Genomic DNA, 18,053 nt, shown 5'->3' with positions numbered 1-18,053 from the left:
GTCAGGCGTTTTCAAGCGTGGAAGAGTTGGACAAGGCCAGCCAGTTCACCTGCGCCGACGGCTCGCTGGTGGCGCGGGTTTCTATTGCCACCAGGTCCAGGGTGAACTGCGAAGTGCCGACATTGCTGACGCTGATCGCATATGGGAAGGAGCCGGTCACGGTGGCGTTGACGCTGGGCGGCACGTTGAAAGCCGGTCCCTGCCCGGCCACGTAAAACACTTGCTGCGACACCCGGTCGCCGACTTTCAGCAGCGTGCGGGTATCGAACGTGACGTTGCCGTGGCGCGCACCATCCAGCCCCTGTTTCAGGCTCGACTGGATTACCGCCAGCTTGCCCAGCACAGCCGGCAAACGGCTGGTGACCGGTATCCGGCTGTCGGCAATGCTTTTGATGATGCCGGGATTGGCGCTGTCCATCGTAACCGTGGCGAGGATGATCGAATAGCTCGGCGGGTAGGTCAACGAAGCGCTTTGCAACACGGCGGCCTGGTCCAGGGTGTCGGTGGAAACGTTGGGAGTGGGAGGATATACCGCGTACAGTCCGTAGCTGTCGCCCAGATTGGTGGCCGCCGGCACCATGTTGCCGCTGATGCCGGGAAACACCAGGAAATCGCCGCTTGAGTCAAAGCCGACGCCGGGCGCCACCACCAGGGTATTGTTCTGCAGCACGACGTCGAAACCGTTCAGCACGCCTGGGGTATACAGGCACTGGTTCTGCAGCTTGATCCAGTTGGAAAAATAATTCTGTTCCAGCGTCATGTTTTGCGCAGTAAGGAACATGCCGTCATGATAATTAAGACGCACCGCGATATCGGATGGAATGGGTGGGATGAACGCGCTCATTTATGGGATTCCTTGAAGGCCAAGCAAAGTATTGATTCCCAGCGTTGCGGCATTGCATATTTGCGTCTGCGGCGTGACCGCCTGCAACTGCATGCTGGGGAAAATGGTGATGGCGAAGCGGCTGGCGGCTGGCTTGATGGCGGCTAGCAGCTGCTGCAATTGCTGCTGCAAGCGCAGCACCTGCTGCGTATTCTGGCTGGTGAGGACGAAACCGCTGTTGTGCGCATTGGGCAGCGTGATCTGCACATTGAACAGCCAGGGAAAATAGCCCGACACCACCTGGCTGCCGGCGTGGTAGCGCTCTTGCAGGATAAATGCCGTCTGCACCTGGTCGGAGACGCCGATGCAAGGCGCCTTCGGATTGCTGACCGTTACCGTGATCTGGCCCTTGACCGGCACCGCCTTGGCCGGGAATCCGTCTCCTGCCTCCTGGTACTGCACGCCTTCGATCATCAAGGGCAGGTCTAGCAGCAAGTTGAGCATGTAGCCCAGCCCCAGCGGCGTGCCGCGCAGCCGGTACAGGGCCAGGATCTGCGCCGTCACCATGCGTTTCTTGTCGATGCTCCAGCTGTTGTCCAGCGTCAGGTCGACCCATCCGCCCAGCCAGTTCAGGAAGCTGTTGAGCCAGGCTTCGATGCCGCTTTGGGCCGAGCCCGTGGCTGACTGCCCGGCGACATAGGCGGCCAGCGGATTGGTGACTGCCGGCACCCCGATGTAACTGTCAAGATTAGCCAGGATGGCCTGCTGCTGGTTCGGCTTCGCGGCCGAAATTGGCGGCATGAAATCCGTGCCGGCTGGATCGAACAGGAAACTGAGGCGCGGATAAAACAGGTTGCCGGCCACATCCGTATTCAGCAGTTCCTGGATGCCGCGGCGGCCGTCCAGGGCGCCGTCGCCGATGCCCGTCAGCAGTTTCTCGAATATTTTGAGATAGTCGCCGACAAACGCTGAATCCTTGCCGCTGAAGACCGCCGGCAGGTAACGCAGGTAGCTGGATGGCGGCAGGCTCATGGCTGGCTGCTCGCGGTGATGTCAAGGCAGCGCAGACGCGGCAAGCCCCGGTACAGCATGGCGCTGCGTCCTGCCGGCAAATCGGCCAGCGTGGTGTTGGCGCCGAGCTGCGCCATCTGGTCGAGGACAATGGTCGGAATGAAGTTATAGTCCATGCTTTCCAGCCCGGCAACGCCCGGCACGCTCAGGATCAGGTGCAGCAGATCGTCGGCCTGCGGCGCCTGGCCATAGGACCAGCCGCGGCCATCGGGGCCGCCGGCCGGCAACAGGTAGCCGAACAGCAGGTTCACCAGCGCATCCAGCGTGACCGACATGACCGTGGCCGCACTGCACCGGATCGACAGGGTCAGGTCGATCGCGGTCAGCTGCGCCATTTGCACCCGCACGGCGCTGCCCGCAATCACGCGCGGCTGCAGATAATAGTTCACCTGGTTCAGCAAAGTCTGCTCCCGCGCGCGTTCGTCTTTTCCTTGCAACAGCAGCAGCCGGCGCATGGTAGTGCTGGAATAGGCATATTGCTGCTTGTTGGGATACAGCGGATAAACATAGTTCCAGATGGCGTCGCTCAGGAGATAAGCAGTGCTGGCCTGTTCCGCAGCCTGCGCGTACGCTTGCTGCACATACAGTGGAACCGGCACCGGAATGCTGGAGTGGTTTTTCTTTTGCTGCGCCACGGCTTGTTCATACAGCAATTCGATCATGCGGTTGCTCTGCATCGCTACCACCTCGATGTTCGGCAAGGTCAGCGCCAGGTACGGGCTTTGCAGGTAAAGCAAGATCTCTTTTTGCAGCGTCGCCTTGCTGGCCGCCTGCCCTTGCTCGATTTGCGCCAGCGCCGCCTGCAGGGCGAGGAAATCGAAATCGTAGTAGGTCTGGGCAGCCTTGCTGTATTCGGTCTGGTTGTTGCTGAAGGCGAGGCCCAGCACCCAGCGCAGGAAATTTTCGTCGGTCAGGGTCGGGATCTGGTTGGCCTGGTACAGCAGCGATTCGTCCAGCCAGGCCAGCAGCTGCAACAAGGTGATGCCGGGATCGCTATCGTTATAGTCGGTCCACAGCTTGGTGTATTGCGGAATCCTGCGCACCAGCTCGACCACCAGCTGCTGGTAGGTCTTGAGGTCAAGGTCGGGCAATTCGAAGCTCATCGCCCTACTCCAGGTAAAGTAACAGCGTCATCTGGCCGGCCACCGGCAGCTGCGCCGGCAGCAGCGCAATGTTGCCGTTCAGGTGGCCGTTCAGGTTCAGGCCCAGCACCGTTTCAACCTGCGGCAGCGTGCGCAGGAAACGGCTGACGGCGGATGCCTGCACGGTTTGCCCGAAACGCCATCCCTGCTGCCCCGGGCCGCCGAACACCGGCTGAAAAAACGCCTGCAGTTGGCGTCCGATGTTTTGCTGCAAGGCGTTCTTCTGATCTGGCGCACAGCTGACCGCAAGCTGCGCAGTGACGTTGATCGCCACGAAATCCGGCGCCCGGGTGCTGATGCGCGGCGCCAACGGCGCCAGGCACACCTGCTTGATGGCGGCCGCCACCTGGTTCAGGATCTCCGGGCTGGTGTAAGGCACCGGCGCGCTGCTGAGCGCCAGCAATACGATGCTGATGTCTTGTTGCGGCGTTTCCAGTGCACGCGCCTGCGCCACCTGCTGGCAAGACTGCGCCGCCAATGCGCTCAACTCGCTCAGCTCCACCGCATAACCGCCCGCCTTCACCAGCGCCGGGCTGTGTGCGGCTATGTCAGCGACCGTATCGCCGTCGACGCCGCCGGCAGCCGGCGCTGGATTGTCGACGCCATCGATATTGCTGATGCCAGGCCGCAGCATGGTCAGGCGATGGGCGCCGACATTGCCCGCCAGGCCCTGCGTGTAGTCGTAACGGGCGGCGATGATGTTGTTGTAGCCACGCGGCGGGATCATGCCGTTGTAGCCGTCGCCGAAGGTCACCAGGCCGTTCTGGCAATCCAGCGTATAGACGCGGTCGGTCGGACCGCAGAAGGTGAAATTGTCTACCTGTAGCCATTGCCGGCTGACCTCGCTGCCCGCAGTAGCCGCAGTGGTACCTCCGGCGCTGTCTTGCGCGGCGTCGTTCTGGGCAACCGTATCGAGCCCACGCGCTTCGATCACCTGCAGCTCCAGGTTCGGCAGCGCCGGCGTGTAATCCAGCGTGAAACTCTGCGACGGCTGCTCGTTGCTTGAGCCCAGCACTTCGTCTTCGACGCTGGTGATATTGCTGGCCATGACCGTATTCGGATATATACCGTAGACCCGGATGGTGCGGTCGACATGCGGATTGTTGATGCGGAACCAGTACGCTGTCTGCGAATACAGGTAGGACGCCGGCATGCTTGCCGGCACGGTGAAGCTGACGATGCCCGAACGGCTCAGGCCGTAACTGCCGTCGTCCACCGACAGCGCCTGCCATGCCTGGCCGTCGTAGTAATCCCACTGCAGGCTGCCGCCTGGAGCCGCGCTTTCCTGCTGCAGGTAGAAATACAGGGTCAGCTTGTTGCCCAGCGTGTAGTTGCCGAAATCGGCGGTGCCGAAGGCAAAATAAAAACCGGTCAACACTTCTTCCACCGGCTTGAACGGGCTGAACAGGAAGCGGCTCATGGTGAAGGCGTTGTAGCTCCAGTAGCGGGTCGGCGGCGCCGCATAGCTGTAGCCGATCTGCAAAGACTGGATATACGGCGGATAAAACTGCGACTGGTTGAACTGATAGGAAAAATTGACGCCCTCGACATTGTTCAGGTAGGCAATCACGCTGTTTTTCTGCTCCGGCGTCAGGATCGTGGCGGGGATGCTGTCTATCGTATCGGCCACGCTGGTGGTGGTGAAGCCGCCAGCCTCGCCATAACCGCCGGCGGCGATTACCGCGCGTATCCACAAGCCGGCGCCGCCGGCGACCGTGGTTTCACCCAGCGCCGGGCACTGGAACTGGATCCGGGTCGGACCGTCAGGATTGTCGTGCTGCAGGTTGCTGGTGCTGTCGACAAACTGGTACTGGCTGGCCTGGGCCAAGGTCTGGTTGAACGACTGCCACTGCTTGCCGTCCCAGAATTGCCAGTACAAGGTAACCGGGTACTCTACCGCGACCGCGGTTAGCTGGAAGGAAATGTTGATCAACGCGCCCTTGCGCGAAAAGACACTGTCGCTGCGGATATAAAAGGCATCGCCGACTTGCGGCGACTGGCCGAAAGGATAGGCGCCGTTCGAGATGTCGAGCAGCACCACGTTGAACGCGGCTTGCTGCGGCTGGATGGCATCTCCCTTGAAGGTGCACTGGATGCCGGTGACGACCGGCAGCTGTTGCGCCAGCGACGCCAGCACCTTGACCTGCGGGCTGGGCTTGACCAGTAGCCAGTATTCCGGCTGCTGATCCGGCTCGGTCAGCAAGACATCGTCGGTAAAACCGGCGCCGGGGTCTTCCTGCCGGTAGATTTCCTGCTGCACCTGGGCAATTGTCAGTGCTGCCGCCTGCGGTTTCTGGCTGAGCTGGATTTCCAGCCGCTGGGCGTCGGCCGATTGCGTCAGCTGTGCGCTCAGCGGCGTCAGCGCACCGTCGAACCACTGTCCGAAATAATCGCTGTAGAGCTGCTTGCCGTACAAGGTAATGGTGATGCTTTGCAGAGCCGGATCAGGCTTGAACAGCTGGCTGTCGCCCATGATGAACCAGTGGCCCAGCGCTTGCTCGGCCGGATCAGCGGTTTCGTCGGCGACGAACAACGGCACTCCCTGTGTGCTGGCGGCGCTCGAAGCAAGGGCCGGCATGGCGTCGATGTACTGGTCTTGCGCCGGCATGATGGTCATGGCGGCGCAGAGAGTGGCCGGCACCACCAGCAAATCCTGGTTGGTCTGGAAGCGATTGAGCTGGGCATCGGCGTCGAGCACTGCGGTCTGCGCCGGCACCGCCTTTGCCGGCTGCTCCGGCTTGAGCATGAATTGCAGCGGCGCCTGTGCTGCCAGCGGCGGCCGCAGCTGCATGCCCATCGACTGGAAAAAAGCCTGACGCCTTTGGTTCGGCATCTGGTTTTCAATGCCTGCCGTGTATGCCGCCAGCTGGGCGAACAGGTTCAGCAAGACCAGGCCCGGATCCTGGTTGACCGCTTGCGCCGCGCCAACCGGATCGGGCGTGGCCGCGGTCAATACCGCCGGCCAGTAGGCGCTCCATTCGGGAGTGTAGGTCTGGGCCAGCTTCAGCGCCTGCTGATAGAACTGTTCGGCAGTGCGGAAGTCCAGGATCGGGTCAGCCATGGCGTCGCGGATTACCTGGCGAAATGCATGACGTTAGCCTGGGTATCCGGCCCCTCGGCCTGCAACGTCACGTCGATCAGCTCTTGCAGCACCTGGATCGCGCCGCTGATCCTGAGCAGGGTTTGCTGCAAGTCCTTTTGCTGCGCTTCGAGACTGCGCAGTTGCGCTTGTCCGGCCTGGTAATTGTCTTTCAGTTCTCTGATTCTGGCTTCGATGACTTCGCGGTTCATGCTTTGCTCCGGGTTTATTTAAGATAAAAAGGAAACACCAGGTTGGCCGGCTGGTTGCGGTCGCGGATCAGGTAGTCGACCGCGATCTGCAGGCAGTTCGGCTGCTGCGGCGTAATCGTCACGTTCACCTGCAAGGTCTGGATGCGAGGTTCCCAGCGGTCCAGCGCCTGCTTCACATACAGCTGTGCCAGGCTGACAGCGGTGGCGTTGCCGGCCGCGAACACCAGTTCGTTGATGCGGCAGCCGAAGGCCGGCAGCATCACCCGCTCGCCAGGCGCGGTTTGCAGGATGATCAGCAGCGCCTGCTGGATATCGTCGGCGCCGGCCGCCAGCTGCACCTTGCCGCCGCTGGCCGTCACCGGGAAGGCCCAGCCCTGGCCGAGAAAATCGCTGTCTGCCGGGTTGTTCATCCTATGTTCACCGTGCTCAGACCCAGCACCTGCACCATGGGCGGCGGCGCCTGCGGCCCGGCCGGCGGAATGTCGTGGCAGGTTTCGCAGAAATCGCCGGCACGCGCCGCCCCCTTGCCGTTGATACGCACAGTCATGCTGCCCATCACTACCTGGCCCAGGTTGGTGGGCGGAACCTGGAAGGCGCCGCTGGCAGGAATATGCGGCGGCAGGTTTTGCGCCATCGAACCCACGGTCGCCGCCGGCCGGCTGTTGACGCGCACGTTCAGGCTGGTGTTAAGCGTGATCTTGCCGTTGAACGGAAACGGCTGCGGCGTCGGTACCGGCCCGCCCGGGCTCGGCACCAGCACGATATGGATATCGGCCGCGTTGACGATGCTGTCGCCCTGCTTGGCGGCGCCTTGTGCCATGTCTCCTCCTAATTCAAGTCGATCATGGCGGCCGACAGCTTGATGCTCTGTCCGCCCTGCAATTGCATGGCGGAGCTCGACAAATCCGCCATGACGCTGCCGGCAGTGTTCTGCACCACCACCTGCGCCCCGCTGATGGTCAGCGTGCCCTTGGCGCTGATGGCGAAATCGCCCTCGCTGCTGATGGATATCTTGTTGTTGGCGGTATCGATCACGATGCGGTTATTCTTGCTGTCGGCAATGGTGATGTTTTCCTTTTCAGAATCATCCAGCGTGATGGTTTTCCCGCCCTTGGTCTTGATCACGCGCACGTCCTGTTGCTGCGCAACTTCCAGCGGCGGCTTTTGCACGCCATTCCACATGAAGCCCAGCACGTATGCCTGGCTGGCGTCGCCGTCGGCAAACGCCAGCAGCGCCGAATCGCCTGGCTGCGGCAGGAAAAAAGCGCCGTAGCCGGGACCGGCGAAAAAGCTCATGACTTGCAGCCAGCCGGATTCGATTTCCTGTCCCTTCAGGACGAAATTGACCTTGACCCGGCCCCACCCTTTATCGTCCTTGGTATCGCTGACCGTACCCAAGGTCACGCCCAGCGTCATGCTGCCCGAGGAAAATCCTTCGTCTGGATTCATACGCCTGTCCTTCTAAGTTTGAATTCAGTCTGGTAGCCTTCATTGACGTCGTAGCTGTGGACGCTGGAAGTGATGTAATAAATGCCGTTGAAACGCTGGCTCAGACCGCTCAGCTTGACGTTGACGCCGGCCACCATGTCCGGATCGCCCAGCACGCTGGTGCTGCCCTCGATGAACTGGTTCAGGTTGCGCTTGTATTGGGCGTTGGCGATTGCTTGCAGGGCTTCCGGGGTGCTGAGGTCGGGCCGCTCCAGCTGGATGTCCGAATCCGGAAAAGCCTGCGCCAGCTGGTAGCCGCTTTCCTTGCCGCCCATCTTGTCCTGCGAACTGCCGGAAGACGCCACCGCCGTCAGCACCTTGTTCGATGTGATGTCGTATCCTTTCACCGTGACCTGTTTGCCCATGGTCGGCAATTTCAGGCTGAGCTTGAGGTCGCTGATATCCGTTGGATAGTTCATGGTCTTGACCGGGCTCTCGCCCTCTGCCGACGGCCGGAACACCAGGGTGGTATCGTCCATCAGCAGCTCGTAGTTGAGCTGCGCACAACGGCGCATCAGGAAATCGTAGTCTGAGGAATTGTTTTGCAACACATAGTCGTTGACCATGGCCGGACTGCCGGGCAATTTCACGGTCAGGCCGGCTGCGCGCGCTACCTGTGAAACGATTTCATTGTCGTCCAAGTTGAGGTAGGTCCTGGTGCGGGTGCCGAATTTCAGCCAGTACATGCGGTCGAATCCGCGGATGGTGGCGGTAGAGTAATCGCTGAAATGCGGTTCGATCGCCGTGATTTCCGCGCTGACCATCTGCTGCAGGCTGTCGAGGCCGAGGAATACCGTGATTTCGTCGCCCGGCTTGAAAATATCCAGGTTGACGTCCTGCCAGGCGCCGCCGGATGAGACGATATTCAAGGTAAAACTAAACATGGTGGGGATGTTTATCTCGTCTTCCACGCGCACGCTCTGGATCGCCGCAGTCACCGAGGTCGGCAAGGCGCTGCGGTTCTTTAATATGCGGAAACCGCCGGTCTGGACGCTAGGCATTGCCGCCCCCGTTGTTGTACGTTTCGTCGTGGACATCGATGATCACCAGCATGCGTCCGATGTCATGGCGACCGGGGAAATTCAGCGGATCGTAGATATTGTTGCCTTCCGCGATCAGGCGCCACTGGCTGGCGTCGCCCAGGGCCTGCTGCGCAATCAGGTACAGGCGGTCGTTTTCCTTCACGCGCCATAACTGGCGGCAATTGAATTTTCCCTGCGCGCGCTGGTCTTCTTCCTTGGTCAGCACGGATTTGAAGGTGACCGACAGCTCCGCCCGCACCGGCACGCCGGAACTGAGGAACATCGTGAACTTCTGGTCAAGCTTGCTGATCATGCCGACGAACAGCGGACCGGCCCAGGTGAACACCACTACCGGCGGTTCGCGCCGTTCGGCGTTGCCGACCGTCGGCTGGGTCAGCGCCACGATCTTGTTGGTCTTGGCGCGCACATCGGTCTGCTGTTCGTAGGTATCGAAAAACAGGGACACCGTCAGGTCGTCGTCGTCGACCCGCTGGAACTGGATGTTCGAACCTTGTCCCAGCAGCACCACCGTCTTGTTCAGGGACAGTTCGGTCGGGTTGTACATGACCGGGATTTCTTCCTGGGTCTGCTGCACCACGATCTTGGCCATTTCCAGCATCAGCGCCCCCTGCGGTAACGTTCGATGCCGGCACGCTGCTCTATGCTGGCGTGCACCTGCCGCGCCAGCGCCTGCACCACCTGCGGCGACAGCATCGCCGCCGTCACCACGCTGCGGATGTGCTGCTGATTATGGTTACTGTGCATGATCTCGCGCACCACCTTGGTGTGCACCGTATGCTCGATACGCTCCAGTTGCCGCTGCACTTCTGCTTGCCTGGCTTGCGGCTGCTGCCGGTAAGCCAGTGCGGCGGTGAACCCCGCCTGGTAATGCCGGAGCGAGACCTGGTCACTGCCGACAGGACCGGCCACACCCGGATTGCTCATTGGTGATGGAGCAGCGGCCACAATTGGCGGCGGCAAGGAAGGCGTTGTCAGGCGCTGCAACCGCTTGCTGCCAGCCTCGGCTCCGGTTGCCTGCAACGCAGGGAACGTCGATTTATATGCATAAGCAAGCGTCCCTGGGGCGCGTCCGGCCCAGCGCCGCACTTGGCTACGCCAGGCGAGCCGGCTGCCCGCGGTTCTGAAGTCACGGCTACGGTTTCGGCTTGCCAGCTGCAACGCCGGTACATCGCGGCGCTGCGCTGTTTCCTGGCGGGGCAACGCCAGGTTTTGCCGCATGTTGAAATGCTGTTCCTGCGTCTGATCTATATCGCACCTGTCTAGATGGTGGAAATGCCGCTGATGCAGGTGCATCCCGGATGTCATGCGCTGCGCTGTCTTTGCATGAAACTTGAACCACAAGAGCTTGCTGGAAGGATGGCCGGCTTGCGACGAACGTGAGGCAATACTGGCGGGCGCCGCTTGTTTTGCGAACTGCGGCGCACTATGCCGCTGCGGAACGGGCTGCCGCAACTTCCCTGGCGCCGACAGCAAGGTTTGCCTGACAAAACCGGCGAGACGTGCCGTCACAATTGTCATCGAGGTCCGGCTGTCGACTTCGTTATCCCGACGCCGCGTCGATTGCTGTGGCTGTGCTACCTGCGTGCGCGGCATCAGCAGCGTCAATGGATGGGCAATAATGCCGCCTGCCTGGCCAAGTGTTACATCAGCCTGGGTGTCCCGAAAATGACGGATCTGATTCTGCACCATCCTTTGCAGGATGTTGCGGTTTTGCCCAGTTGCCTGCGAACCTGATTTTCCCGCCGGTGCAGGCAGGCTGCCGCTGCCAGGCATTTTTGCCGGGACGGCAAGCAACAACGCCTGCTGCAAACGCGGCATATGGTATTTTTCGAAACGACTCTCGATCTGCCGCTGGGCATCTTGCAACACCCCTTGCAATACCTCTTGCCGGACGTCGCGCAAGACTGCCGGATGGATGTATTGCTGCACCAGGCGCAGCCAATGATGATGCTGCGAGATGTATTGCGTATTCTTTGCTGCGGAAGGCGGACGCGGCATTTGCAGGAACGCCAGGTCCAGTCCCGGATAATTTTCCGGCCATGCCATGCGTCGACCGGCAGCAACACCAGCCTGGAAATCCATGGCGGCGCTGGCGCAGGCCGTGCGCAAGACCGGGCTTCGCCGCCCCGGGGAAACTGGCGTGCGCCTGGCCATCAGCCGCCGCTCCCGCTGTTTTTCTTGATCCCCTCGTGCGCCAGCGTAAAGCTCTGGCTGGCCACCAGGTTCTGGCCGGCGTCCAGGTTCGGCCCTTGCCACTCGATCGGCCAGGCATTGTAGAAATTCCAGCTGACGGTGGGATTGCCCTCGTCGTTCAGCAGGTAGATCGAGCCGTTCTGGCGTTTGATCTTTCCGTTCAAGGCGGCCTGGTACCACAGCCACATCGGATCCAGCGCGGTGATGCCGGCCTTCAGCACCAGGTCGACATACGTCACTTGCCCGCCAAGCTTGTATTCGAGATCGTTGACGCCACCCTGGCGCAGGCTCTTGACTTCGATTTTGGACTGCAGTCCCTCGACCGTGGTGAAGCCGCCGACCACGATGCCGCCTACCTCGACATAAAAATTGTACGACTTGAACGGGTTCGCCGGCGGCCCGGATTTGCGCTGCGATATTCCGCCGGATGGATTGCGGCCGGTAGCCATGTCATGCTCCCAAAGTTAGGCTTTTGTGCCGATCGTCGCTGTTCATGGTCTGGTTGATCTTGCTGATCTCCCCGCACCAGCGACGGCGCTCTGCGTGTTCCATTGCCAGGATTTCCCCGTACGACCAGTGAAAGTGATATGCCAGAAAAGCAATTTCCGCATACAGCTGGTCGGGCGCTACAGGGAAGCGCGCTTTCCCGCCGCTTCGAAACTCTCGATCTGCACCACCTTGTCTTCGCCGTCGACCTGGTTGATGCGGTTGTACAGGTTCTGCAGGTAAGAAAAATCGGCGGCGAACAGGTCTTCGATGACCTTGGTGTTGATCATGTCCAGATTGCCCAGCCGCACAATCACCCGCGACAGAACGATAATGGTCAGGTAGGCCGGGTTGCTCTGCACCCGGTGGTCTTTCAGCGGCAGGATTTCGTCGCCGGCGGTGGCCAGCCGCATCACGCCGTTCTTGTGCAGGTTGCCGTCGCCGTCGCGGTAGCCTAGCGGCAGGGTAAATTCGATTTCGGTGCTGATTGCGTTCATGCTGGCTGCTCCCGGTTAAGACACTCTGGTCATGTATTCGATGGTCAGCTCGAAGGTTTCCACCATCACGTCGCTGCTCGATGCGTTCAGGCCGGTGCTCTCGTACTTGCTGGGCCAGGCGTTGATGACATTCCAGCGCGCCTTGGCCGCGCCGCCGGCGTCGAGCAGTATCAGCGAAATGTTTTTCTGCGCGCCTTTGGCAGTGGAACCCTGCAAGGCCACCAGCTGGTGCCAGTTGTACAGTTCCATCGAATCGGTCAAGCCTTTTTTCAGGCTCAGCTTGCCGAAAGTGGTCAAGCCGGAAAACGAGCGCTTGTAGACCGGATCGGTGCCCTCCCGGTACTCGACCGTCTCGACCGTGCTGTCCGGGATCGTGGCTTCCGAAAACGCCGCGACCTGGATGCCCGAGATCTCCACCTGGAAGCGGAAACCTCGGTAGGGATTGGTTAGTTGTGTGGCCATCGTGATTCTCCGCAGTCAAATTGGTTTGGAAAGAGGCAGGTCCGTTTCCCCATTTCCGTTATGAACCGGAATCCGGGCCAGCGATTTTCTGCGTCATGCGGATGATGACGAACTCGGCAGGAAACACCGGAGCCAGGCCGACATCGATATACAGCTGCCCTAGCGAACGTGTCTCGGGCGGATTGTTCGAAGCGTCGCAAGTCACGAAGAACGCCTCCGCCGCACTGGCGCCGAACAGGCCGCCGGACTGCCACAAGGTGGTCAGGAAAGCACTGATGTCGCGCGTCACCGAGGCCCAGGTCTGCTGGTCGTTGGGTTCGAACACCACCCATTGCAAGCTCTGCTTCAGGCTTTGCTCGACATAGATGAACAGGCGCCTGACGCTGACATAAGTCCATTCACTGCCGTTCGCAGCCAGCGTGCGGGCGCCCCAGATCACGTTGCCGTAATTGAGGAAATTGCGGACCGCATTGATGCCGTTGGGATTCAGGATGTCCTGGTCCGAATCGGTGAGCTGGGTCTGCAGCTGCACCACGCTTAGCAGCGCGCCATCGTTGACCCCGGCCGGCGATTTCCAGACACCGACATTGTTGTCGGTATAGGCGTAACGGCCGAGCGAAGGACCGGACGGCGGCATCGGCACATTGGCGCCGGCAATCGGGTTGTAGATCCATACCCAGGGATAGTAGATGGCGCCGTAGCTGGAATTGAGCGCCGGCGATGTAGCGCTGCCCGACTTGAAATTGCCGATCCCCTGGACGTCCAGGCCGAACGGCGGATCGCTGACATAGAACAGGTTCTGTGCGCCTTCGCAGAATAGTAGGCCGCCGTTGATGCTGGTCGCTTGCGAGGCCTGGCTTGGATTGCCGCTGGCGTCGGCAGCGTTGACCGTATCCGGGATGGCCAGCAGGCTGATGCCTTGCACCGTGCTGAGCGTAGTGGTGGCGCTCTCGAAATCCCAGGTGGCGGCTGCGCCCCCTGCCAGCGGCGTCGCGCTCTTGCCGCTGTTGGGCGGGCGCGTGGTGCCGCTGGTCTCCGCCCGCACAAACATCGAGGTAGTGTTGACCGCGTTCGCCAGTGCGCCGCCTGCGCCCATGCTGGCTGCGGTGTAGCCGTTGAACGACTCGAGCACGTAATAAGCCTTGCCGCCGATCGCGGTCGGCTGCAGGTTGTTCTGCGCCACATAGGCTTGCAAGGTGGCGCCGGACGACCCTGCAGGCAGGGCCTTGAGCGCCGCCGGATCGACCACCACGCTCAGATTGAATACCAGGGAAACTGCGCTGTCAGGGCCGCTGGCGTTGCTGACCGCAAAATTCAGGATATTGGCCCAGGTGCCGGGCGTGACCGCGGTCATCTTGATGCCGCTGGCCGATCCGGTAGCCGCCTTGCCGTTGCCTTTGCTGTCGACGGCGCGCACCACGTAGCAGGCGGTGCCGCCCTCGTTGAAGAATTCGAACACTGCCCACGACACCATGCCGTACCAGACCAGTCCGCCGAACTGGCGCTGGTAGGCGTTCCAGCTGGTGATCAGGGTCGGCTGCGCCAACGGGCCGAACTCGGTGACGCCGACGAAGGCTGCGGTGGAGGTCGATGCGCCCTGGATGTTGCGGGCGCTCGGCAATTCTTCGATGTAAATGCCGGGGTGACGATAGGTGGTTGCCAAGATGATTCCTTCTTAACAGTTAACGCATTTCAATGTCCACAAACTGCGTGGTTGCGGGTTGCAGCAGCAACTGTTTTTCTACGCTTGCATAACCAGCCTTGCTAAAGCTCAGCACGACCTGCGTGTCCGGAGCCAGCTTGCCGCCCAGGGCCAGCGCATAGCGGCCATCGTATTTGCCGTAATCCGAACTCAGCGTGGCAGCGCTCTTCGGTTTTTCCTGCCAGTTCGGATAACTGGCGCTGACACTGACACCGGCCAGCGGCAGCCTGGTTCCGGCCTGCAGCACCTGGCCGCGGATCAGTGTGGTCCCCGGCGGGTAGGGATACAGCGGACTGGGCGCCAGGTAGCAAGGAACGATGGCGGCAGCCAACGGCAAGCGCAGCGGCACCCGGAACGCCACCTCTTGCGCAAAGAACTGCGGCGCCAGGGCGGTAAGCCGGTAATCGCCGTCATCGAGGTCGCTGAACGCATAAAACGCCTGTGGCTTGGCGAGCGGCATGAACGGCTTCTGGTTCAGCAGGAAGCGCGGCTGGAACCCGACCGCAGGCGCCTGGCTGAAGCCGTCAATCAGCTGCACTACGGCACTCAGCTTCATGGCAGTTCCAGGTAGGCCGGATCGACCTGGGTCACCATGTCCGCCTGCAGGTCCAGGCCAGATGGAATCCGCACCGGCGATAGCGTGTATAGCTTGGTCAACTTGTAAGTCTTGTTGGGAAAACCGGCCCAGATATTGCGCAAGGTATCGATGGAACCGGAATCCGGCACGATGGCGATGTTGTCGTTGCCGCTCCGTTTCAGCACCGGATCCAGCCATTCCCCGGACAGCTGGGCGACGTCATGGAACAGCCGCACCAGCTGGTCCACCAGCACCAGTTCCAGTTCGGCCGACCTGGCGTACGGCACCATCAGGTACAGCAGGTCGACCACCAGCGGGGCGGGCGTCAGCTTCAGCGCGGTCGGCTGCCGCTCTGCCCCGGCCTGTCGGGTCAGGCTGGGCGCCAGGTTGCGCAGGTAGGGATTAAGTTCGGTCTGGTACAGGTAGAGCGACAGCCTGGTTTCCTCCTGGCTGTCGATCTCGCCCGGCGAATCGAACACCACCGCCGATTCTGCCTGCAGCTCGGGAATATGGTGGCGGATCAGCCGCCGCAGCGACTCGCTGACGCTGCGCAGGACCCGTCCGCCATCGCTGTTTGGCTGGCTCATCGCTACAAGGTAAACACGGTGTCGGACTGGCTGACGATCTGCGGCTGACGGTTGCCGATCTGGGCATATACCGTGATATCGCTGTTGCAGGTAGTCCTCAGGTAAACGTAGTTCAGGTCGCTGGCAGCGTAGACGATATAAGCGTTCAGGTAAAACTCCAGAGAACTGCCGGCGCTCCTGTTCGCGGTATCGTCGGCCATCATCGAGGTGATGAACGAGAGTGTGTTGACTCCGTACGACATGGCCGCCAGCGGAATCGTGCCCAGCATGCTGGCCAGCTGGACCCCGCTGGCCTCGGCAAATGGAGGCCCCAGCGACCAGCTGACCTTGCCCAGGCCCTTCTTTGTGGTCAGGATCAGGTCGATCTTGTTGCCGACATAGGCGCCCCGGACCGTGAAGCTGATGTTGCGGTAAATGTTTTCCGAACCCACCAGCACCGCACTGATGCGGCCGTTACGCCATTGCACCGGGCTTTGGGCGCCGATCCTTGCAGTGACCACAGCCTCGTTGTTGAGCGTGCAATATCCTTGCAGGTAGTCGACGCCCGGCCGCACCTGCAGGAACAGCGTCAAGGTAAAGCCGCTGCTGGCCTGGTCTATTTCCCCGGTGCGTATCGATAGCACCGCATTGTTGAATTCGATCTGCTGGATGCACGATTCGCTTTCGGCGCTTTGCGGCGTGACGTTATACGAAAAACCCAGGCTGTCGCCCGACATCGCGCCTAACGACCAGTATGCACCGGCGGTAGTGAAGGTAAAGTTGAGGTTCGAGTTGGCGGCGACATTCTGGAATTGCAATACCACCGGCAGCAAAGGGAGCGATTCTGGAATCGACAATGCCACATCGGGCACGGTGGCCGCGGCAGGCTCAATCGGTTCAACTGGCAGTGCAGTAATCATGACGGCCTTTCACAGGTAAGTATCATTCCAGGTCGATGGCAAAGGAACTCAGTCCAATGACGGTGCTGCGGTCGTTGCTCGACTGCAGGGTAACGCTGGCGCCGGGCGGCAGGTCTACCTTGCCCTTGACGCCGTGCTGGTCAGTGCGCAGGTACAGGTTGACCTGTATCTCATTGCAATCCTTGTATGTCTGCAGATACATTTCACGCGCGTTGATCAGGAAATTGCGGACATAGATAACCGGGTCGACACGACTGGAAAAACTCAGGCCGACCAGCCTTTCGCTTTCACCGCCGTCGCTCCAGATGGCATCCTGGCCGGGTTGCAGCGACAGGAACGCCTTGCTGTTGGCGCGCAGGTTGGTGAAAGTCAGCGTGATCGGCTTGAATGAATGGCAGCTACGAAAGAGTTGTTCATTCAGCGCATGGCTGGGATTGGCAAGCAGATGCGCGCCGAGGTACTGGCGCGCCTGCTCGGGCAGCGTCTTGCGGTCGTTGCTGATCATCTGGGCCGCACTCAGGAGCGGCGCCGGCATAGCCGCGGGTGCCGCCGGCCCGGGCGCCGGCTTGGGGTTCGACGGGCTGGCGCCAGCCGCTACCGCATCCTTGATATTGTTTTTCTCTTTAGCATCCATAGCGGCCGCCATCAGTTGCACATCGGTCGGAAATCAGTTTGGAAACGGGATCGTGAAGTTGCCAACCGCGATGCGGCCGGAATTCGAGTAGCCGAGAAACTGGTATTGCGCATTGACAATGACGCCGGCCGACTCGAACTTGCCGGACAAGCTGGTGCCCACCGCCTTGATCGGCAGCGTGACCTTGATCGACTGCGGGCTGCCGCTGGTGTTTTGCGCTGCCGTCAGCGCCAGTGACTTTTGCTCGAGGCTCACAGCCGTCAACGGTGGCGTGGCGCTCCATACCGGACTGATCTGGACTGGCTGCTTGTTCTCCAGCGAAATCAGGTTGTTGTCGGTGATGGTGAGCTGCGCCGACAGCGTGTCGGTGTCGTTCTGCGTGGTGAAACTGAATGCAATGGTGAATTCCATAACCAATCTCCTCTAAGTCGGCCGGGCTCCGCATCCATACGGAACCCGGCCGCGCAGCGATACTGCGGACCGCCGGGAACGTCAGGGTTGTTACTTACCCCAAGGGAATTGCGAGAAGGTCTGGTTGACCGCCTGCGGCTGGGCAAAACCAACCTGGGCTTGCACCGTCACGCCAGGATCGGACAGCGAGCGCAGGCTGAAATTCTGGATGCCCGGCTGCGCCACCAGATACAGCGTGACATTGAAAGACAAGGCGCCGCCGCCACCGCCGCCGCCGGAAGAAACGGTCGAGACTTTTACCGAAGAGGCGGTGATGATGAAGGAATTCAGCGGCAAGGCGCTGCTGGAGCCAGGCACCGTGATATTGATGCCGCCTGAACCGTCGAAAGCCGGGCCGGTGCTCCAAGCCACCGGTTCGGTCACTTTCTGCAAATCGATCCAGATATTCTGGCCGGCCTGGGCATTGGTGATTTGCAGCTGCACTTGTTGATAGACAGTTTCGCTCATGATTGAAAAACCTTTCTAAAGAGAATTGGTTGACATCATCTGCCCTCGAGCAAGTTCATGCCCTCGATTATTCGTCGGGAAAAAACGACAAACCAGCGAAGCAAGCGCCTGTTTTTGGTGAGGGATTTTCTTCTATTGCATGTCGACAATACGCACTCCATTTCTACAAAGCAACCTATCAAAAGTGACAGGTTCTAAGCAAAATTTTTGATGGTAGGTTGATCTTTTTTGTTTTTTAAA

At 60.6% G+C, this 18,053-nt stretch carries 22 protein-coding genes; all 22 read right to left on the bottom strand.

The genetic code is table 11. The annotated features are described in order from the left end of the window. Position 1: 1 nt before the first annotated feature. The gene (locus CFU_RS10560; protein WP_014006031.1) at positions 2-844 is read right to left on the bottom strand and encodes a hypothetical protein; all 843 of its coding nucleotides are present in this window, start codon (positions 842-844) and stop codon (positions 2-4) included. Then, positions 845-1,855 carry a phage tail protein gene (locus CFU_RS10555; RefSeq protein WP_014006030.1) on the bottom strand — a complete coding sequence of 337 codons (1,011 nt, stop codon included), beginning with the start codon at positions 1,853-1,855 and terminating at the stop codon, positions 845-847. After that, positions 1,852-2,997, bottom strand: coding sequence for a hypothetical protein (locus CFU_RS10550; RefSeq protein ID WP_014006029.1), 1,146 nt, complete (start codon positions 2,995-2,997; stop codon positions 1,852-1,854). Before CFU_RS10550 ends, CFU_RS10555 begins: the two co-directional genes overlap by 4 nt. Positions 2,998-3,001: 4 nt before the next feature. Next, positions 3,002-6,097 (bottom strand): baseplate J/gp47 family protein, encoded by a 3,096-nt coding sequence (locus tag CFU_RS10545; RefSeq protein WP_014006028.1) that lies wholly within the window; start codon positions 6,095-6,097, stop codon positions 3,002-3,004. 11 nt (positions 6,098-6,108) lie between these two features. Continuing rightward, positions 6,109-6,327 carry a hypothetical protein gene (locus CFU_RS10540; RefSeq protein WP_014006027.1) on the bottom strand — a complete coding sequence of 73 codons (219 nt, stop codon included), beginning with the start codon at positions 6,325-6,327 and terminating at the stop codon, positions 6,109-6,111. Between the two features lie 14 nt (positions 6,328-6,341). Then, on the bottom strand, positions 6,342-6,737 hold the full coding sequence (locus CFU_RS10535; RefSeq protein WP_014006026.1) for a GPW/gp25 family protein: 396 nt from the start codon (positions 6,735-6,737) through the stop codon (positions 6,342-6,344). Continuing rightward, positions 6,734-7,147, bottom strand: coding sequence for a PAAR domain-containing protein (locus CFU_RS10530; protein ID WP_014006025.1), 414 nt, complete (start codon positions 7,145-7,147; stop codon positions 6,734-6,736). Before CFU_RS10530 ends, CFU_RS10535 begins: the two co-directional genes overlap by 4 nt. 8 nt (positions 7,148-7,155) lie before the next feature. Beyond that, positions 7,156-7,776: a phage baseplate assembly protein V gene (locus CFU_RS10525; protein ID WP_014006024.1), complete on the bottom strand. Its 621-nt coding sequence runs from the start codon at positions 7,774-7,776 to the stop codon at positions 7,156-7,158. After that, positions 7,773-8,816 carry a phage late control D family protein gene (locus tag CFU_RS10520; RefSeq protein ID WP_041741717.1) on the bottom strand — a complete coding sequence of 348 codons (1,044 nt, stop codon included), beginning with the start codon at positions 8,814-8,816 and terminating at the stop codon, positions 7,773-7,775. The genes CFU_RS10525 and CFU_RS10520 overlap by 4 nt, the downstream gene beginning before the upstream one ends. Beyond that, the gene (locus CFU_RS10515; RefSeq protein ID WP_014006022.1) at positions 8,809-9,456 is read right to left on the bottom strand and encodes a hypothetical protein; all 648 of its coding nucleotides are present in this window, start codon (positions 9,454-9,456) and stop codon (positions 8,809-8,811) included. The genes CFU_RS10520 and CFU_RS10515 overlap by 8 nt, the downstream gene beginning before the upstream one ends. Further along, positions 9,456-10,967, bottom strand: coding sequence for a hypothetical protein (locus CFU_RS10510; protein ID WP_148264801.1), 1,512 nt, complete (start codon positions 10,965-10,967; stop codon positions 9,456-9,458). The genes CFU_RS10515 and CFU_RS10510 overlap by 1 nt, the downstream gene beginning before the upstream one ends. Positions 10,968-11,011: 44 nt before the next feature. Then, on the bottom strand, positions 11,012-11,500 hold the full coding sequence (locus tag CFU_RS10505; RefSeq protein ID WP_014006020.1) for a phage tail protein: 489 nt from the start codon (positions 11,498-11,500) through the stop codon (positions 11,012-11,014). A 1-nt stretch (position 11,501) separates the two neighbouring features. Further along, positions 11,502-11,645, bottom strand: coding sequence for a DUF6760 family protein (locus tag CFU_RS25460; protein WP_425304702.1), 144 nt, complete (start codon positions 11,643-11,645; stop codon positions 11,502-11,504). A gap of 32 nt (positions 11,646-11,677) precedes the next feature. Then, positions 11,678-12,034 (bottom strand): hypothetical protein, encoded by a 357-nt coding sequence (locus CFU_RS10500; RefSeq protein ID WP_041741714.1) that lies wholly within the window; start codon positions 12,032-12,034, stop codon positions 11,678-11,680. A 15-nt stretch (positions 12,035-12,049) separates the two neighbouring features. After that, complete coding sequence (locus CFU_RS10495; protein ID WP_041741712.1) at positions 12,050-12,496, bottom strand: phage tail protein; 447 nt, start codon at positions 12,494-12,496, stop codon at positions 12,050-12,052. A gap of 58 nt (positions 12,497-12,554) precedes the next feature. Continuing rightward, on the bottom strand, positions 12,555-14,159 hold the full coding sequence (locus CFU_RS10490; RefSeq protein ID WP_014006018.1) for a phage tail sheath family protein: 1,605 nt from the start codon (positions 14,157-14,159) through the stop codon (positions 12,555-12,557). 19 nt (positions 14,160-14,178) lie between these two features. After that, positions 14,179-14,754 carry a hypothetical protein gene (locus CFU_RS10485; protein WP_014006017.1) on the bottom strand — a complete coding sequence of 192 codons (576 nt, stop codon included), beginning with the start codon at positions 14,752-14,754 and terminating at the stop codon, positions 14,179-14,181. Beyond that, positions 14,751-15,362, bottom strand: a complete 612-nt coding sequence (locus tag CFU_RS10480; RefSeq protein WP_014006016.1) for a DUF4255 domain-containing protein — start codon at positions 15,360-15,362, stop codon at positions 14,751-14,753. Before CFU_RS10480 ends, CFU_RS10485 begins: the two co-directional genes overlap by 4 nt. Before the next feature lie 2 nt (positions 15,363-15,364). Beyond that, entirely contained in the window at positions 15,365-16,261 is an 897-nt protein-coding gene (locus CFU_RS10475) for a hypothetical protein (RefSeq protein ID WP_014006015.1), read from the bottom strand. Positions 16,262-16,283: 22 nt separating this feature from the next. Further along, positions 16,284-16,895: a hypothetical protein gene (locus tag CFU_RS10470; protein WP_148264800.1), complete on the bottom strand. Its 612-nt coding sequence runs from the start codon at positions 16,893-16,895 to the stop codon at positions 16,284-16,286. A 33-nt stretch (positions 16,896-16,928) separates the two neighbouring features. Further along, entirely contained in the window at positions 16,929-17,306 is a 378-nt protein-coding gene (locus CFU_RS10465) for a hypothetical protein (RefSeq protein ID WP_041741711.1), read from the bottom strand. 90 nt (positions 17,307-17,396) lie between these two features. After that, complete coding sequence (locus CFU_RS10460) at positions 17,397-17,813, bottom strand: hypothetical protein (protein WP_014006012.1); 417 nt, start codon at positions 17,811-17,813, stop codon at positions 17,397-17,399. Positions 17,814-18,053 lie beyond the last annotated feature (240 nt).

Origin of the sequence: Collimonas fungivorans Ter331 (assembly GCF_000221045.1) — a bacterium.
In the GTDB taxonomy this organism is placed as follows: domain Bacteria; phylum Pseudomonadota; class Gammaproteobacteria; order Burkholderiales; family Burkholderiaceae_D; genus Collimonas; species Collimonas fungivorans_A.
The sequence above is the reverse complement of the archived record's forward strand: the minus strand, read 5'-3'. Positions and strand labels throughout refer to the sequence as shown.

Excerpts from the sequence above, each read along its gene's own strand:
- CFU_RS10560 (WP_014006031.1), bottom strand. The coding sequence starts at position 844 with ATGAGCGCGTTCATCCCACCCATTCCATCCGATATCGCGGTGCGTCTT.
- CFU_RS10555 (WP_014006030.1), bottom strand. The coding sequence starts at position 1,855 with ATGAGCCTGCCGCCATCCAGCTACCTGCGTTACCTGCCGGCGGTCTTC.
- CFU_RS10550 (WP_014006029.1), bottom strand. The coding sequence starts at position 2,997 with ATGAGCTTCGAATTGCCCGACCTTGACCTCAAGACCTACCAGCAGCTG.
- CFU_RS10545 (WP_014006028.1), bottom strand. The coding sequence starts at position 6,097 with ATGGCTGACCCGATCCTGGACTTCCGCACTGCCGAACAGTTCTATCAG.
- CFU_RS10540 (WP_014006027.1), bottom strand. The coding sequence starts at position 6,327 with ATGAACCGCGAAGTCATCGAAGCCAGAATCAGAGAACTGAAAGACAAT.
- CFU_RS10535 (WP_014006026.1), bottom strand. The coding sequence starts at position 6,737 with ATGAACAACCCGGCAGACAGCGATTTTCTCGGCCAGGGCTGGGCCTTC.
- CFU_RS10530 (WP_014006025.1), bottom strand. The coding sequence starts at position 7,147 with ATGGCACAAGGCGCCGCCAAGCAGGGCGACAGCATCGTCAACGCGGCC.
- CFU_RS10525 (WP_014006024.1), bottom strand. The coding sequence starts at position 7,776 with ATGAATCCAGACGAAGGATTTTCCTCGGGCAGCATGACGCTGGGCGTG.
- CFU_RS10520 (WP_041741717.1), bottom strand. The coding sequence starts at position 8,816 with ATGCCTAGCGTCCAGACCGGCGGTTTCCGCATATTAAAGAACCGCAGC.
- CFU_RS10515 (WP_014006022.1), bottom strand. The coding sequence starts at position 9,456 with ATGCTGGAAATGGCCAAGATCGTGGTGCAGCAGACCCAGGAAGAAATC.
- CFU_RS10505 (WP_014006020.1), bottom strand. The coding sequence starts at position 11,500 with ATGGCTACCGGCCGCAATCCATCCGGCGGAATATCGCAGCGCAAATCC.
- CFU_RS10500 (WP_041741714.1), bottom strand. The coding sequence starts at position 12,034 with ATGAACGCAATCAGCACCGAAATCGAATTTACCCTGCCGCTAGGCTAC.
- CFU_RS10495 (WP_041741712.1), bottom strand. The coding sequence starts at position 12,496 with ATGGCCACACAACTAACCAATCCCTACCGAGGTTTCCGCTTCCAGGTG.
- CFU_RS10485 (WP_014006017.1), bottom strand. The coding sequence starts at position 14,754 with ATGAAGCTGAGTGCCGTAGTGCAGCTGATTGACGGCTTCAGCCAGGCG.
- CFU_RS10480 (WP_014006016.1), bottom strand. The coding sequence starts at position 15,362 with ATGAGCCAGCCAAACAGCGATGGCGGACGGGTCCTGCGCAGCGTCAGC.
- CFU_RS10475 (WP_014006015.1), bottom strand. The coding sequence starts at position 16,261 with ATGATTACTGCACTGCCAGTTGAACCGATTGAGCCTGCCGCGGCCACC.
- CFU_RS10470 (WP_148264800.1), bottom strand. The coding sequence starts at position 16,895 with ATGGATGCTAAAGAGAAAAACAATATCAAGGATGCGGTAGCGGCTGGC.
- CFU_RS10465 (WP_041741711.1), bottom strand. The coding sequence starts at position 17,306 with ATGGAATTCACCATTGCATTCAGTTTCACCACGCAGAACGACACCGAC.
- CFU_RS10460 (WP_014006012.1), bottom strand. The coding sequence starts at position 17,813 with ATGAGCGAAACTGTCTATCAACAAGTGCAGCTGCAAATCACCAATGCC.